19 protein-coding genes are annotated in these 15,087 nt (G+C 65.0%); 6 read left to right on the top strand and 13 right to left on the bottom strand.

Going from position 1 to position 15,087, the window contains the following annotated elements; all coding sequences use genetic code 11:
• Nucleotides 1–124 precede the first annotated feature (124 nt).
• The 4 genes from IVA91_RS14015 to IVA91_RS14000 all read right to left on the bottom strand — a co-directional run bounded on the left by IVA91_RS14015 (nucleotide 125) and on the right by IVA91_RS14000 (nucleotide 2,923).
• On the bottom strand, nucleotides 125–631 hold the full coding sequence (locus IVA91_RS14015) for a protein tyrosine phosphatase (RefSeq protein ID WP_247280309.1): 507 nt from the start codon (nucleotides 629–631) through the stop codon (nucleotides 125–127).
• Between the two features lie 176 nt (nucleotides 632–807).
• On the bottom strand, nucleotides 808–1,422 hold the full coding sequence (locus IVA91_RS14010; RefSeq protein WP_247280310.1) for an HD family hydrolase: 615 nt from the start codon (nucleotides 1,420–1,422) through the stop codon (nucleotides 808–810).
• Complete coding sequence (locus IVA91_RS14005) at nucleotides 1,419–2,045, bottom strand: DNA-3-methyladenine glycosylase I (RefSeq protein WP_247280311.1); 627 nt, start codon at nucleotides 2,043–2,045, stop codon at nucleotides 1,419–1,421. The genes IVA91_RS14010 and IVA91_RS14005 overlap by 4 nt, the downstream gene beginning before the upstream one ends.
• Nucleotides 2,042–2,923 carry a folate-binding protein gene (locus tag IVA91_RS14000; RefSeq protein WP_247280312.1) on the bottom strand — a complete coding sequence of 294 codons (882 nt, stop codon included), beginning with the start codon at nucleotides 2,921–2,923 and terminating at the stop codon, nucleotides 2,042–2,044. Before IVA91_RS14000 ends, IVA91_RS14005 begins: the two co-directional genes overlap by 4 nt.
• 101 nt (nucleotides 2,924–3,024) lie before the next feature.
• Here IVA91_RS14000 and IVA91_RS13995 point away from each other — a divergent pair, with 101 nt between their 5' ends.
• From IVA91_RS13995 to IVA91_RS13975, 5 genes are all read left to right on the top strand, one after another.
• Complete coding sequence (locus IVA91_RS13995; protein ID WP_247280313.1) at nucleotides 3,025–4,359, top strand: dihydroorotase; 1,335 nt, start codon at nucleotides 3,025–3,027, stop codon at nucleotides 4,357–4,359.
• 170 nt (nucleotides 4,360–4,529) lie between these two features.
• A complete protein-coding gene (locus IVA91_RS13990; RefSeq protein ID WP_247280314.1) occupies nucleotides 4,530–5,399 on the top strand; it encodes a sulfurtransferase in 870 nt (289 codons plus the stop codon).
• A 107-nt stretch (nucleotides 5,400–5,506) separates the two neighbouring features.
• Nucleotides 5,507–6,199 carry an RNA polymerase sigma factor gene (locus tag IVA91_RS13985; RefSeq protein ID WP_247280315.1) on the top strand — a complete coding sequence of 231 codons (693 nt, stop codon included), beginning with the start codon at nucleotides 5,507–5,509 and terminating at the stop codon, nucleotides 6,197–6,199.
• A gap of 91 nt (nucleotides 6,200–6,290) precedes the next feature.
• Entirely contained in the window at nucleotides 6,291–6,824 is a 534-nt protein-coding gene (locus IVA91_RS13980; RefSeq protein WP_247280316.1) for a DUF4142 domain-containing protein, read from the top strand.
• 9 nt (nucleotides 6,825–6,833) lie between these two features.
• The gene (locus IVA91_RS13975) at nucleotides 6,834–7,154 is read left to right on the top strand and encodes a cupredoxin family copper-binding protein (RefSeq protein WP_247280317.1); all 321 of its coding nucleotides are present in this window, start codon (nucleotides 6,834–6,836) and stop codon (nucleotides 7,152–7,154) included.
• Between the two features lie 177 nt (nucleotides 7,155–7,331).
• Here IVA91_RS13975 and IVA91_RS13970 read toward each other — a convergent pair whose 3' ends face one another.
• The 4 genes from IVA91_RS13970 to IVA91_RS13955 all read right to left on the bottom strand — a co-directional run bounded on the left by IVA91_RS13970 (nucleotide 7,332) and on the right by IVA91_RS13955 (nucleotide 9,140).
• Nucleotides 7,332–7,598 carry a hypothetical protein gene (locus IVA91_RS13970; protein ID WP_024341552.1) on the bottom strand — a complete coding sequence of 89 codons (267 nt, stop codon included), beginning with the start codon at nucleotides 7,596–7,598 and terminating at the stop codon, nucleotides 7,332–7,334.
• Between the two features lie 179 nt (nucleotides 7,599–7,777).
• Entirely contained in the window at nucleotides 7,778–8,155 is a 378-nt protein-coding gene (locus tag IVA91_RS13965) for a TIGR02301 family protein (RefSeq protein ID WP_247280318.1), read from the bottom strand.
• A 46-nt stretch (nucleotides 8,156–8,201) separates the two neighbouring features.
• On the bottom strand, nucleotides 8,202–8,636 hold the full coding sequence (locus tag IVA91_RS13960) for an NUDIX hydrolase (protein WP_247280319.1): 435 nt from the start codon (nucleotides 8,634–8,636) through the stop codon (nucleotides 8,202–8,204).
• A 3-nt stretch (nucleotides 8,637–8,639) separates the two neighbouring features.
• On the bottom strand, nucleotides 8,640–9,140 hold the full coding sequence (locus tag IVA91_RS13955; protein ID WP_247280320.1) for a hypothetical protein: 501 nt from the start codon (nucleotides 9,138–9,140) through the stop codon (nucleotides 8,640–8,642).
• 63 nt (nucleotides 9,141–9,203) lie between these two features.
• Between IVA91_RS13955 and IVA91_RS13950 the strand changes: the two genes are divergently transcribed.
• Nucleotides 9,204–9,962, top strand: coding sequence for an SOS response-associated peptidase (locus tag IVA91_RS13950; protein ID WP_247280321.1), 759 nt, complete (start codon nucleotides 9,204–9,206; stop codon nucleotides 9,960–9,962).
• A 125-nt stretch (nucleotides 9,963–10,087) separates the two neighbouring features.
• Here IVA91_RS13950 and IVA91_RS13945 read toward each other — a convergent pair whose 3' ends face one another.
• The 5 genes from IVA91_RS13945 to IVA91_RS13925 all read right to left on the bottom strand — a co-directional run bounded on the left by IVA91_RS13945 (nucleotide 10,088) and on the right by IVA91_RS13925 (nucleotide 14,992).
• Entirely contained in the window at nucleotides 10,088–11,278 is a 1,191-nt protein-coding gene (locus IVA91_RS13945) for a CoA transferase (protein ID WP_247280322.1), read from the bottom strand.
• 39 nt (nucleotides 11,279–11,317) lie between these two features.
• The gene (locus IVA91_RS13940; protein ID WP_247418068.1) at nucleotides 11,318–12,247 is read right to left on the bottom strand and encodes a glycine reductase; all 930 of its coding nucleotides are present in this window, start codon (nucleotides 12,245–12,247) and stop codon (nucleotides 11,318–11,320) included.
• Nucleotides 12,248–12,533: 286 nt separating this feature from the next.
• Nucleotides 12,534–13,115 (bottom strand): NUDIX domain-containing protein, encoded by a 582-nt coding sequence (locus IVA91_RS13935; RefSeq protein WP_247280324.1) that lies wholly within the window; start codon nucleotides 13,113–13,115, stop codon nucleotides 12,534–12,536.
• Nucleotides 13,116–13,124: 9 nt separating this feature from the next.
• Complete coding sequence (locus tag IVA91_RS13930; RefSeq protein ID WP_247280325.1) at nucleotides 13,125–13,568, bottom strand: GNAT family acetyltransferase; 444 nt, start codon at nucleotides 13,566–13,568, stop codon at nucleotides 13,125–13,127.
• Complete coding sequence (locus IVA91_RS13925) at nucleotides 13,565–14,992, bottom strand: FAD-binding oxidoreductase (protein WP_247280326.1); 1,428 nt, start codon at nucleotides 14,990–14,992, stop codon at nucleotides 13,565–13,567. Before IVA91_RS13925 ends, IVA91_RS13930 begins: the two co-directional genes overlap by 4 nt.
• Between the last annotated feature and the right edge of the window lie 95 nt (nucleotides 14,993–15,087).

The following is a 15,087-nucleotide window of genomic DNA, read 5'->3' as shown; positions in this document are numbered from 1 at the left end:
AGGCGCGGGTGAGGGCTCTCTCCAAGCCGGGAGAACCCCGATGCGGAAGCACCCTCTCCCCAACCCTCCCCCGCAAGCGGGAGAGGGGGCGCAGTCCCATAGCCGCTGCTATTCGACTCTCGCCTCATTCGAGCTCGATCACGAAGGGACGGCCCTCGACCATCATCGCGCCCGGGCCCATCTCGTCGAGCGCGCGCAGCATGCGGCCGTCGCGTCCCAATGCACGGTCGGCGAGGCCGACGATGCGCCGGTTCGGCGAGGCGATGGGCGAGGCTGCGCGGATCTTCCTGGCGATCTCGATCTCATCGCGGTTCGGATTGAGTGCGCATACCGCTGCAAACGCGCTCGCCGTGGAGCGGCTGATGCCGGCGTAGCAATGCACCACCAGCGGCGCGCTACGGTCCCAGCCGCGCACGAAGGTCAACACCTGCTCGATATGCGTCTCTGACGGTGCGACGAAGCCGTCCATCTCCTCGATGATGTCGTCCATCGACACCTTGAGATGATTGGCCGGCAGCACGGACACGGGCCGCGCCACCTGCTCGACATTGGCCATCACCGTCAGCACGTGGCTGGCGCCGGTGAGGCGGACGGTTTCGGGAAGCGCGGCGAGGGAACAGACGTGGATCATGGCGGACCTTTTTGGCGCCGATTATAGCGAGCGGCCGTAGGGTGGGCAAAGGCACATCGCGCCGTGCCCACCGTTTCGCGCTGCGTACATCTCGCCTTGCTGGTGGGCACGCTCCCGCCTTCGCTCTGCGGGCTACGGCGGACAAGTCGCTTTGCCTACCCTACGAAGGGATGGTGTTACGCAAACACCGCGTTGAACCGCTCCAAAAACTGCTTCTCGGCCCGTGCCGCAGTCCAGGGCGTGAGATAGTCGCGCTGGACGCCGTCGGGCAGGCCCGGATCGCGGCCGAACAGGCGCCTTGCCTCGTTTTCGCTGAAGCCGGCGAGCTCGGTTGCCTCCAGATAGGCCGCGCCGCGATCGGCGGCTTTGATGGCTTGCGTGATTTCCTCTGGCAGCACCGGCGGCAAGCCGAAGCGGATGTGGATGGCGCCGAGCAGGCGCTTTTCGACCGCCTTGTAATGGCCGTCGAGCACAGCCTTGAACGGCGAGATCATGTCGCCGATCACATATTCGGGCGCGTCATGCAGCAACGCGGCCAGCCGTATGCGTTGATCCACGCGCGGCATCTCGTGCCGCATCACCGTCTCCACCAGTAGCGTGTGCTGCGCGACCGAGAAGATATGGGCGCCAACGGTCTGCCCGTTCCAGCGCGCCACCCGCGCCAGTCCATGCGCGATGTCGGCGATCTCGACATCGAGCGGGGAGGGATCGAGCAGGTCGAGCCGCCGTCCCGACAGCATGCGCTGCCAGGCGCGGGACTGCGCATCGCGCGCGGTCTTCTTCGCCGTCATTTGACCTTGAGGCGCGGCTTGCGCTGCGTCTTGCCGCAGCTTGCATGACAATGGCAGTCGACCAGATGGTCGTTGACCATGCCGGTCGCCTGCATGAAGGCATAGACGATGGTCGGGCCGACGAACTTGAAGCCGCGCGCGGACAGCTCCTTGGAGATCTGCACCGACAGCGGCGTTGAGGCCGGTACGCTCGCGGTGGTCTTGAAATGGTTGACCTTGGGCTCTCCGTCCATGAAGTCCCAGAGGAGCTTCGAGAAGCCCGGCCCCTTCTCCATGATCTCGAGATAGGACTTTGCGCTCAGGATCGCTCCGTCGATCTTGGCCTTGTTGCGGACGATTCCGGCGTCGTTCATCAGCGCGTGCACCTTCTTGGGCGTGTAGCGCGCGATCTTCTCCGGCTGGAAATCATCGAAGGCTTTGCGGAAATTGTCGCGCTTGCGCAGGATCGTGATCCAGGAGAGGCCGGCCTGGAAGCCGTCGAGCATCAGCTTTTCGTAGAGTGCGCGGTCGTCATATTCCGGCACGCCCCATTCGGTGTCGTGATAGGCGACATAGAGTGGATCTTCGCCGGGCCAGGGGCAGCGTGTCAGGCCGTCGGGATGCAGGCGAGGGGCGCGGCTCATGCGATGGGTTGTTTCGTTGGAATGCGCACGATGTCGGGTTCGGCGAGTGTCAGCGCGAGGCCGCCCGCGGTGAGGGGCTGGCCCGCATCGAGCGCATCGGCGACTCGGTCGACGCGCACCAGCGCGATGCCTTTGCCGCCGGCGGTCGAGCCGATAGTGCCGACCGGCTTGTCGCCGGCGAGAATGGTGGCGCCAATCTCGGGCGAGGGGCCCTCGAGCAACACTTTTACGCTGCGGGTTCGCGCGGTGCCGCGATGCTGCATGCGCGAGACGACCTCCTGGCCGACGTAGCAGCCCTTGTCGAAATCAATGCCGGCAAGCCGGTCCATGTTGGTCTCGTGTGGGAACGCGTCGCTGTACATGAAGTCCAGCCCGCCGCGCGGCACGCCGAGCGCGATACGGTAGGCGTCGTATTCGCTGGCATCGACGAGCTCGGCGCCGATGAGATCGGACAGCTTCTGCTTGAGATCCTCGGGGATCAGGATGCGATAGCCGAGCTCGCTATGGCGCGGATCGGCGAAGCCGAGGTCGGGCTGAGCGGCAGGCTGGCCGTCCCACGCCGCGAGCACGCCCAGCGCATCGGAGAGGTTTTCCACCGTGACCTTGGCGCGCAGCTTGTAGAATTTCAGCTTGGTGGCGAGGCCTTCGGCCAGCGCTTTAGGGCAATCGATCAGGAACCCGCCGCCATGGCCGGCGGGCACCTCCGTGATCAGGAAATCGACGATGATCTTGCCCTGCGGCGTCAGCAGCGCACCGAATCGCCCCAGGCCCGGCTTGAGCCTGTCGACATCGGTGGTGACGAGGCCGTTGAGGAAGTTGCGCGCATCCTCGCCCGCGACCTTGACCACGCCCCGGTCGGGAAGAAACGCTGATTTCATACGAAAATCTCTTGCGACATGTTGCTGCGGAACGTAAGCCCGCAAGCCACAAACGACAAGACCTCGAGCCCTGCGCTTGGGGATGAGAGAGGCCCTTAGCCATGACCCAGCGTTTCGACGTGATCCTCAAAGGCGGCACCGTCGTCAACCAGGACGGCGAGGGCTTGCGCGACATCGGCATCACGGGCGGCCGCATCGCCGAGATCGGCGCGTTGTCGCAAGGCAGCGCCGCGGAGGTGATCGACTGCCAGGGCCTGCACATCCTGCCCGGCGTGATGGACACGCAGGTGCATTTCCGCGAGCCCGGGCTGACCCACAAGGAAGACCTTGAGACGGGTTCGCGCAGCGCCGTGATGGGCGGCGTCACCGCCGTGTTCGAGATGCCGAACACCTCTCCGTTGACGGTAACGGAAGCCGAATTCACCGACAAGGTGAAGCGGGCCCATCACCGCATGCATTGCGATTTCGCCTTCTTCATCGGCGGCACCCGCGAGAACGTACAGGACCTGCCGGTGCTTGAGCGCGCGCCCGGCTGCGCGGGCGTCAAGGTGTTCATCGGCTCCTCGACCGGCGCGCTGCTGGTGGAGGACGACGAGAGCCTCCGCGGCATCTTTCAGGTCATCCGTCGCCGCGCCGCGTTCCACGCCGAGGACGAGTATCGCCTCAACGACCGCAAGTCGTTGCGCATCGAGGGCGACGCGCGCTCGCATCCGATCTGGCGCGACGAGACCGCGGCGCTGATGGCGACGCAGCGCCTCGTCAAGCTCGCGCACGAGACCGGCAAGCGCATCCACGTGCTGCACATCTCGACCAAGGAAGAGATCGAGTTCCTGCGCGATCACAAGGACGTCGCCTCCTGCGAGGCGACGCCGCATCATCTCACGCTGGTCGCGCCGGAATGCTACGAGCGGCTCGGCACGCTGGCGCAGATGAATCCTCCGGTGCGCGGGGCAGATCACCGCGCGGGCATCTGGCGCGGCATCGAGCAGGGCATCATCGATGTGCTCGGCTCCGACCACGCCCCGCATACGCTGGAAGAGAAGCAGAAGGCTTATCCGGCATCGCCCTCCGGCATGACCGGCGTGCAGACGCTGGTGCCTATTATGCTCGATCACGTCAATGCCGGCCGGCTGTCGCTGGCGAGGTTCGTCGATCTCACCAGCGCCGGTCCCGCGCGGCTCTACAACATGGCCTGCAAGGGCCGCATCGCCGCCGGCTACGATGCCGATTTCACCATCGTCGACTTGAAGCGCAGCGAGACAATCACCAACGAGTGGGTGGCGTCCAAAGCCGGCTGGACCCCCTACGACGGGTTGCGCGTCACCGGCTGGCCCGTCGGCACCTTCATCCGCGGCCGCCGCGTGATGTGGCAAGGCGAGCTGGTGACGGCCTCGCAAGGCGAGCCGGTGCGGTTTCTGGAGACCTTGAGGGCGTAGAGAGCTCGGTCAAGCCTCTCCTTCCGCTGTCATGCCACGCGAAGGCGTGGCATCCAGTACTCCGCGGCGATACTTGGCTGATACGATTGCCGCCTCGGGAATACTGGATTGCCCGCCTTCGCGGCCAATGACAGAGTGCCCGGAAGCGCAAGTTCAATTGGGAGAGAGTAATGTCCCCGCGGACACCCCTCATCACCACCGAGCAACTCGCAGCCATCCTCGACAATCCCAAGCTTCGCCTCTACGACTGCACGACCTACAACGAGCCGGTGCCACCGGGCAGCGACCTGCCTTATCGCGCGGTGCCGGGCGACAAGACGTTTGCGGCCGGCCACATTCCGGGCGCCGATTTCCTCGATCTGCAAGGCGAGTTCTCCGACGCCTCCGCGCAACAGTTTTTCATGATGCCGGATCTGGCCCAGCTGGAGGCCGCCTTCGGCCGCCATGGACTCGACGCGAACAAAACCATCGTGCTCTACAGTATCGGCACGATGATGTGGTCGACGCGGTTCTGGTGGATGCTGCGCTCGCTCGGCGTCGATGCGCTTGTGCTCGACGGCGGTTTCGACAAATGGAAGGACGAGGGGCGGCCGGTCGTATCGGGCGCACCGAAGGGCTATCCGGCCACGACGTTCCAGGCTGCACCTCGCCCAGGCTACTTCGTCGACAAGAACATCGTGAAGGCGCGGATCGGCGATCCCGCGACGGTGATCGTCAACGCGCTCGGTCCGCAGTTTCACCGCGGTCTCGAGCCGAGCCGCTACGGCCGGCCAGGCCGCGTTCCCGGCAGCGTCAACGTTCCCGCCGCGACGCTCACCAATGCCGACAAAACGCTGACGACACTGGCCGATGCCGAGGCCAAATTCACCGCCCAAGGCGTTACGCGCGATAAGAATGTGATCCTGTATTGCGGCGGCGGCATCTCGGCGACGATCGACCTGTTCCTGCTGACCCAGCTCGGCTACGACAAGCTCACGCTCTATGACGCCTCGATGGGCGAATGGGCGAGGGATCCCGCCCTGCCGATCGAGACGGACTAAGGAAGGCGCTTCTTATCTTCTCGCCTCCAGTGGCGCCTAAGAAACTCGGGAACCTTTCCTCAGAGGCTGCATCCAATAGCCAGATCGAACGGAGATGGGTAACCGCAATGCAACCGACCGCAGCCGGCCTATCCGCCGGCGTCAGAACCGCGGAAGCAGAGCTGATCGACCGGGCGAGGGGTCGCGACGAGGCCGCCTTGCGCGAGATCATGCAGGCCAACAACCGCAGGCTCTACCGCCTCGCGCGCGGCATCCTGCGCAGCGACAGCGAGGCCGAGGATGTGGTGCAGGAGACGTATGTCCGTGCCTTCACCCACCTCGACGGTTTTCGGGGCGAGGCCGGGTTGTCGACCTGGCTGTCGCGCATCGCCATCAACGAGGCGCTCGGCCGGGTGCGCAGCCGAAAGCCCGATGTCGAGCTCGGCGCAATACCAGATGATGCCGCGCTGGATGCGCAGATCATCAAGTTTCCCGTTTCTCCCGCAGGCGATCCGGAAAGGACCATGGCCCAACGTGAAATCCAGCGCGTGGTCGAACGCGCAATTGACGAGTTGCCGGATGTCTTCCGCATGGTCTTCGTTGCCCGGGTCATGGAGGGGATGACCATCGAGGAGACCGCCGATTTGCTCGGCGTAAAGCCCGAAACCGTGAAGACGCGACTGCACCGCGCCCGCACCATGCTGCGCGAGAATGTCGAGAAGGAGATCGGGCCAGTGGTGATGAATGCGTTCCCGTTCGCGGGATGGCGATGTGAGCGCTTGACCGTATCAGTGCTGAAGCGGCTCGGCTTCAGCGGCTAAAGTTTTCGGGAACGTTTGCGCGAAATATCCATCCAATTCCTGTGAAGCAACGCGCCGGCCCAAACGTCCGGCACCACAGGAGTATCAAGCCATGTTCTTCCGACCGAGCGCGGCGATCGCCGCAGCCGTTCTGCTGTCCAGTCCTGCGCTGCTGCAAGGCGCGAGTGCAGCCGACAAGCCTACCGATCCGCAGATCGCCCATATTGCCTACACCGCGGGCGTGATCGACATCAACGCAGCGAAGCACGCGATGAAGAAGGCCAAGAACAAGGACGTCAAGGCGTTTGCTGAGGACATGGTGCGCGACCATGAGGCCGTCAACAAGCAGGCGCTCGCGCTGGTCAAGAAGCTGAACGTCACGCCTGAAGACAACGACACCAGCCGCGCGCTGTCCAAGCAGGCGAGCGACAAGCTGGCTGAGCTCGACAAGCTGAGCGGCGCCGCCTTCGACAAGGCCTATGTCCAGAACGAGGTCGCCTACCACAAGGCGGTCAACGGCGCGCTGGAGACCCAGCTCATTCCGTCCGCGAGCAATAACGAGCTGAAGAGCCTGTTGCAGACCGGCCTGAAGATCTTCCAGGGTCATCAACAGCACGCCGAGCACGTCGCGGCCGAGCTAAAATAGGAGAGTGCGATGAAGCCGGGACGCCTCGCTTCGATCGCGCTTGCGGTCATGTTCCTGTCCATGGTCGTCCCGGCGCGTGCGGCGACCATTCAAATCACGATGGATAATCTCGTGATCTCACCGGCCGAAATGTCGGCCAAAGTCGGTGACATCGTTGAGTGGATCAACAAGGACATCTTCGCACACACAGCCACCGCGACCAACGGCGATTTCGACGTCGCTCTGCCGCCGAAGAAGTCCGCGACGTTCGTGGTGAAGAAAGCGGGAACGGTCGATTACTATTGTCGCTATCATCCCAATATGAAGGCGACTCTGAAAGTCGAGCCCTGACGCCAGGAGCGCATTCCCGATCGCATCGGGAATGTCTCACGGTCATCGTCAGACTAAGCTCGTCCGCGCTCAATCGCTTCTGTGCGATAAATCCGCAGCAGACTTCGCGAGCACGTCGCAAAGTCATTCATCCGTCAACTGGCCCCGTCCGTGGCGGGGCCATTTTTGGAACAGGAGTTATTGTCTGGAGATTCCGACCGAGAACTCGCCGTTGCGAATGCGGCCAGGAAAGCCCTCGACGAACTTCGCCACCGCGTCCTCGCCATAGGTGCCGACGAGCTCGGCAAACGCCGCGAACAGGCTCGCCTGCGCCAGGCAATCGCCGTCGACGCCGTCATGGCGCGCCTCGGCCCAGGCCTCGTTGAGATAGCTCAGCGCAGCCTGCTTCTGCTCGTGATCGGGCAGCGGCGCGCGGGCGGGGGCGTAGGAAATCGGCTGGCTCATGAAACTCGGTCAGGGCTGGGGCGCGATCCACGGCGATGCGCTGTGCGAGAGGTGTAGCACGGGCGTTAACGACCGCTAGGCCACATCTTTAAGAACGGTTAACGCCTGTGAACAAAGTCGATGACAGAGTTCCATCCGGGTCATTTCCGGCCGCGCGCAGTGCGAACCGGACGGAGAGCTCAGTTCGCGTAACGCGCCGTGAGATCGCGCGAGATCTTCGAGCCTTCCTCGATATAGCGGCGGATCGCCACCGTCGCCGCGGGCGTGCAGCTCCGGTAGGTCTGCTGAAAGCCGTTATAGCCGCGGTTGAAGGCGGCGATCATGCGGGTGCGGCGCTCGCCGGAGGGGGTTTCGGCATCGATCAGCGCCTGCATCTCGCTGCGCCATTTGTTGCCCTCGTTGGACCCGCAGATGCCGCGCAGATAATGCAGCCCGCCGAGGATCTCCGCCAGCCGCTGCAAATCGCCGTCAAACGGCGCCGCCACGTCCTGAGCCCGGCCGGGCGCAGAGGCGCAAGCGAGAATCAGGGCGAAAATGGCCAGAAGTCGCATGGACATTGGCGGGGTGTATGCCTCCTCGGGGCGTTGCACGCAAGGCGGGGCGTCAGTCTCCGATCAGGCGTGCGGCGGACTGGATGACCTCCTCCAGTCCCCCGGTCAGCTTGAGCTCGCCGAGGCCGGCGATGGCATCCGGGGCGATCCAGCGGTAGTCGTCGAGCTCGTCGTTCAGAGCCGGTTCCTTGGCCACCCAGCGGGCGGCAAAGGACATGATCAGGTAATGACCGGCTCCGGCTGCCGCCGGCAGCACCTCGCGCCAGCCGGCGAGGCCAATGATGTCGATGGCAAGCCCGGTCTCCTCGTCGACTTCGCGCAGCAGGGCCTGGTGCAGCGATTCGCCGAACTCGACCCGACCCCCGGGCAGCGAATAGAACCCCTTTGCGGGCGAACGGGCGCGGCGGGTCAGAAGCACCTTGCCGTCGCGAAAAATCGCGGCACTGACCGCGATCTGGGGATGGGACAGCTGGACCGCGGAAGCCACGGTTCAGTTCGCCATGATGTTGTCGATGTCGGCTTCCGCGCCGCCATTGATGATGCCGCCGCAGGCCGCGATCAGCGGCTTGACCCATGCCGTGGCCTGCTCGGCGAGCCGAACGCGCGTCGTGTCCTTGTCGACCTCGCGCATGGCCGAGCCGACCGCGGTCAGGATCGAGGTCATGGTGTCCGTGATGTGGTCGAACTGGGCCCGCACCTTGGGATCCGCCTTCTCATAAGCCTCGATGGCGAGGTCGCGCGCCTTAAAATTCGACGCCGTGAAATGCTCGGCATAGGACAGCGGCGTCCAGGTCAGAAAATCTTCCGCGCATTCCGGCATGTCAGGGACCATTTCCAGCAGCATCACGGCTTCATTGAAATGGTTGAGATAGTCGGTGGCAAGCCCCGTCCGCGGGTTGATGTTGGCGACGCGCAGCCGCTCGGCCCAGGCGGCGGCCTCGGGGCCCGTCTGTACATGCGTCCGCGCGGGCTGGGAGGCCGTTGAGCTCATTCGCCGCAGTGTTAACGTTCGGGGTTAAAAGGACCTGAACGGACCCTATATAGACCCCCTGGGATGTGTGGACGCTTTGTCATAACTTCGGCCCCCGCGGCTTTGCGGCAATTGTTCGGCTATGTCGAGCAGCCGAATTTTCCGCCCCGGTACAACGTGGCTCCGACGCAGCCGATTCCGGTCGTATGGATCGAGAACGGCGCGCGCCATTTCCGCCTGATGCGTTGGGGGTTTTTGCCGGGCTGGGTCAAGGATCCTCGCGGGTTTACGCTCCTGATCAACGCCCGCTGCGAGACGGTGCTGGAGAAGCCCGCCTTCAGACACGCGATTCGCCGCCGGCGCGGCCTGATCCCGGCGGACGGCTATTTCGAGTGGAAGGTGGAGGGCGGCCGCAAGCAGCCCTTCTTCATCCATCGCGCCGATGGCGCGCCGCTCGGCTTTGCCGCTTTGTTCGAGACCTGGATCGGGCCGAATGGCGAGGAGCTCGACACGGTCGCCATCGTCACGGCAGCGGCCGGCGAAGATCTCGCGGGGCTGCATGACCGCGTGCCCGTCACCATCAGCCCGCGCGATTTCGAGCGCTGGCTCGATTGCCGCAGCGACGAGATCGATGCGATCCTGCCGCTGATGACCGCTCCGCGCATTGGCGAATTCGCCTGGCACCCGGTCTCCACCCGCGTCAACCGCGTCGCCAATGACGACGAGCAGTTGCTGTTGCCGATCAGCGCCGAGGAGATGGAGGCGGACGTCGTGAAGCCGAAGAAGGGAGTGCGGAAGGCGGCGGTTGGGTCGGTGGATGACGGGCAGGGGTCGTTATTCTGATCGCCGATGCCGTAGGGTGGGCGAAGCGAAGCATGCCCACCATCGTGCGCCAAGAAATCGACAGGTGGTGGGCACGGCGCGTTGCGCCTTTGCCCACTCCCTACGGCAGCGGCATATGTCGCGGCTTACACAATCTCCTTCGCCCTCAGCTCCGCGATCTCCGCCGCATCGAACCCCAGCTCGCCCAGCACAGCGTCCGTATCCGCCCCAAGCTCCGGCGCCATGCGGTCCAGCTTGCCGCCGCCATGGGCGAGCTTGAATCCGCTGCCGGCAAAGCGCAGGCGGCCATAAGGCGTGTCCAGCTCCTGGATCGCGCCGCGCGCCTTGATTTGCGGGTGGTCGATCACCTCCTCGACCTTCCAGATGCTGGCGCAGGGTGCGCCGGCATCTTCCAGGATAGTCTCCCATTCGCGCGCCGGCCGTGCCGCCAGCGCGGCCTCGATGATGGCGCGAAGCGCGCCCTCGTTCTCGTTGCGGGAGAACCAGTCGGCGAAGCGCGGATCGCTCATCGTGTCCTCGCGGCCGAGCGCAACCATGAGCGCGCGGTACTGCTTCTCGTTGTTGACGGCGAGCAGGATGTGACCATCGCCGCATTTGAACAGGTTGGCCGTGGTCCTGCGGCTCACCGCCTGGTTGCCCGAGAGCGTTTGACGATGGCTGGCAACGGACCAATCCGCGATCTGGCCCGAGAGGAACGCCAGCGTCGCCTCCAGCATGGAGACGTCGATGAGCTGGCCCTTGCCGGTGCGGTCGCGCTGATACAGTGCGCTCGACACGCCGAACGCCGCGGTCGCGCCCGACAGCACGTCGCATACCGCAAAGCCCGCGCGCGTCGGTCCGGTCTCGGGATGGCCGGTGATCGCCATGATGCCGGACAGCGCCTGCATCTTGCCGTCATAGCCGGGCCGTAGGCGGTCCGGCCCGGTCTGGCCGAAGCCTGACACCGCGCAATAGATCAGCTTCGGATTGATGGCGGATAGAGCCTCGTAGCCGATGCCGAGCTTGTCCATCACGCCGGGACGGAAATTTTCCATGACGACGTCGACCTGGCTCGCGAGCTTCTTCACGATCGCGCTCGCCTCGGGCTTTTGCAGGTCCAGCGTCAGGCTGCGTTTGTTGCCGTTGATGGCCTGGAACGCCGGCGCCAGCCCGCGCTCGGCCCATTCGCGGCTGAGCGGCGTGCGGCGCATGTCCTCGCCCTCGCGCCGCTCGACCTTGATGACGTCGGCGCCAAGTAGCGCGAGCTGATAGCTCGCATAGGGGCCGGCCAGCACTTGCGTGAAGTCCAGGATCTTCACGCCCTCGAACGGTCGCATTACGTCGCTCTCCCTTTTGTCTTCGTTTATTGGAGGATGTCAGGCGGCGCGGTTGCCGCGCGCGATCTCCTTCTGCTTGTCGAATTCGGCGCGGCGGCGCGCCAGCTCTTCCGGCGAAAGCTGCGCCACGTTGTTGTAGTCGAGCTTCCAGGAGGCATCCTCGCTCCAGCGCAGCGGCGATTGCATCGTCGTCTGCGGGCCGCTGGCGGTCTCCAGCAGCCGCAGCGCCAGCTCCAGCGTCTGCGCCTGCGAGGCGATGTCATGCGGCTTGCCGGCGGAATTGCCGAGCGGGAAATCCGAGAAGAGGAAGCGCGGCACGGCGGCGTGCTCGACGATGTCCTTGGCGCAGCCCATGATCACGGTGGCAATGCCGTTCCGCTCCAGGTGCCGCGCCACCAGCGCGGTGGTCTGGTGGCAGACCGGGCAGTTCGGCACCAGCAGCGCGACGTCAACCGCGTCCGCGAGGCAGCGCGCCAGGATCTCCGGCGCGTCGGTCTCGAGCGTGACGCGATGGCTGCGGTTGGTCGGCGCGCCGAAGAAGCGCGGGGCGACCTCGCCGATGCGGCCAGCGGCGCTGGCCTTCAGCAGCTGCGGCAGCGGAAACCAGGTGCCGCTGTCGGTCGCGCTGGTGTGCTTGCGGTCGTAGCCGATGTGCGAGATGCGCAGATCGTGCTGCTTCGACGTATCGCCGTCATAGACCTGGTAAAACTTCGCGCCGCCATTATACGCCGCGCCCGGCCCCTGGTCGCCCTTGCTCGGGTCGAACGGTGCGGCCGTGGTGATGATCGTCACGCGCGACTGCGCCAATGGTTTCTTCAGCGGCTGGAACGGTGCCTCCGTGTAATGCGCCCAGCGATACGGCGTGGTGTAGCCGATCGCCGCGTAATAGTCGCGCGTGCGCTGCATGTAGGGGACGGGAGAATCGTAGTCGGGCGCAAAGCCGAATTCGTCGTCGCGCGGAGCGGACATGGGCGCATCTCCTGGTTCTTGGTTAGGGGCCAGACTAGAGATAGATTTGGGGGCGCTCAACGGGGGCGAGCAGGACGCGGGACAGAATTGCAGGCTCGATAGAGCGAGCCGCGCTCTTCCCTCTCCCCTTGTGGGAGAGGGTGGCTCGCCGCGTCGCGGCGAGACGGATGAGGGGTATCTCTCCGCGAGTCCAACTCCCTCAGGAGTTCGGGGAAGCATACCCCTCATCCGGCGCTTCGCGCCACCTTCTCCCACAAGGGGAGAAGGGAAGAAGCCGGCCGCAAGCTCACCTGAACACGTGCAACGCCACATATTGCAGCAGCATGATCGCCTTGGCGTCGATGATGCGGCCGTCGGCGATCATCGCCAGCGCTTCGTCGATGGCAAGCTCCAGCACCTCGATGTCCTCGCCCTCGTGCGCGAGGCCGCCACCGTCGCTGACCCGCATCTCCGGCTCGTATTCGGCGACGAAGAAATGGAGCTTCTCGGTGATGGCGCCCGGGCTCATGAAGGCCTCGAACACCTTGTGGACATCGTGCAGGCGATAGCCGGTTTCCTCCTCGGCCTCGGCGCGAATGCGCACCTCGGGGGCGGCGTCATCCAGCACGCCGGCGGCGGCTTCGATCAGCAGATCGTCGTAGCCGCGAATGAACGCCGGCAGGCGGAACTGGCGCACCAGGATCACGGTGCGCCGCGCCCGATTATACGGCAGCACGGCCGCGGCGTTGTCGCGCTCATAGGTCTCCCGGTGCTGCGTCTGCCACTCGCCATTGGCGCGCCGGTACTCGAACGTGGTGTTCTTCAGCGGCGTCCAGTTGTCCGAGAGCACGCGGACGTCCTTGATGCGGACACGGTCGGAAATGGTCATGGCTCGGTCTTAGTTGCTTGGAGTCGTCTCGCGGCCGTCGAGCCACTTCTGGAACATCACCGAGGTGGATTTCGTAAAGCCCAGTGACTGGTAGAACGCATTGGCCTGCGCGTTCTCGCGCCGGACCAGGAGCTGGAGCTTGAGAATTCCGGCCGCGCGCAGCCAGTCCTCGGCCGCTGCCATGATGATGCGGCCGTAACCGCGCTTGCGGCAATCAGGATCGACCGCGACGTAATAGACCCAGCCGCGATGACCGTCATGGCCGACCATGATTGTGGCGACGATCGCGCCGCCCTCGCGGCCGACCAGCACCGTGGAATTGTCACGGCGGCGCGCCAGTGCGATGTCGGCACGCGGGTCGTTCCACGGCCGGGTCAGGCCGCAGCGCTGCCACAGCGCCACGACGGGCTCGACATCGGCGTCCTCGATGGCGTCGATCGCAAGAGCGCTCACAGCACCTTCCCCGGATTCATGATTCCCAGCGGATCGAGCATCGCCTTGATCGAGCGCATCAGCTCGATCGCGGTCTTGTCCTTCACCTCGGGCAGTTCGTCGCGCTTGAGCACGCCGATGCCGTGCTCCGCCGAGATCGAGCCGCCCATGCGCAGCACGATCTCGAACACCACCGCGTTCATCTCGTGCCAGCGGGCCAGAAAGTCTGCCGTGTTGGCGCCGACCGGCTGGCTCACGTTGTAGTGCAGATTGCCGTCGCCGAGGTGACCGAACGGCACCGGCCGCGCGCCGGGGATCAGCTTCACCACCGCGGCATCGGCCTCGGCGATGAAGGCGGGCACGGCCGCGACGGGGACGGAGATGTCGTGCTTGATCGAGCCGCCTTCCGGCTTCTGCGCCGCCGACATCTCATCGCGCAGCTTCCAGAAGCCGGCACGCTGGGTGAGATTGGCCGCGATCACGGCGTTGTCGACGATCTCCTCTTCCATGGCGCGGGTCAGGATCGTCTCCAGCGGCGTGCGGGCATCCTCGCCCGGCGAAGACAATTCCATCAGCACGTACCAGGGATGCTTTTCTGCGAGCGGATCGCGCACGTCGACGCCGTGGCGGATGGAGAAGTCGACCGCCATCTGCGACAGCAGCTCGAAGCTGGTCAGCGCATTCGCGGCCTCGCCTTGCGCGATCGTCAGCAGTTTGAGCGCCGCGGCCGGCGACTTCAGCCCGACGAAGGCGGTCTCGACCGCCCGCGGCTTCGGAAACAATTTTAAAGTCGCCGCCGTGACGATGCCGAGCGTGCCTTCCGCGCCGATGAAGAGGTTGTGCAGATTGTAGCCGGTGTTGTCCTTCTTCAGCTTCGACAGCACGTTCAGCACGCGCCCGTCGGCCAGCACCACTTCGAGCCCCAGCGCCATCTCGCGCGCGACGCCATAGGCGAGCGCGGCGGTGCCGCCGGCATTGGTCGAGAGATTGCCGCCGATGGTGCAGCTGCCTTCGGCACCTAACGAGAGCGGAAACAGCCGGTCGACCTCCGCCGCCTTCTGCTGCGCGATTTGCAGCACGACGCCGGCCTCGCAGGTCATGATGTTGGAGGCGGTGTCGACCTCGCGGATCTTGTCGAGCCGCCGCAGCGACACCACCACTTCGCCATTGTGCGGCGTCTGCCCGCCGACGAGGCCGGTATTGCCGCCCTGCGGCACCAGCGCGATCCTGTGCGCGGAGGCGAGCTTGCAGATCTCCGAGACTTCCGCCGTCGAGCCCGGACGCAGCACCAGCGGCGAGCGGCCGTGAAACAAATTGCGTTCCTCGGTGACGTAAGCCTCGATGTCGGCGGCATCGGTGATCGCGTGGCGCTCGCCGACGATCTTGCGGAATTGTTCGATCAACTCGGGCGCAAGCGGCGGGGTGGCGGATGTGTTGATGTTCATGTGGTCGTCCTTCATTCCGCTACTTATACCTTGCGCATGATCTGATCGGAAAACCGCCGCACACTTTTCGCTAACGCGTCCCTTAGAGTCCGGAT

The organism is Bradyrhizobium sp. 153 (assembly GCF_023073835.1).
Classification (GTDB): Bacteria; Pseudomonadota; Alphaproteobacteria; order Rhizobiales; family Xanthobacteraceae; genus Bradyrhizobium.
This window is presented reverse-complemented; position numbering and strand designations above follow the sequence as displayed.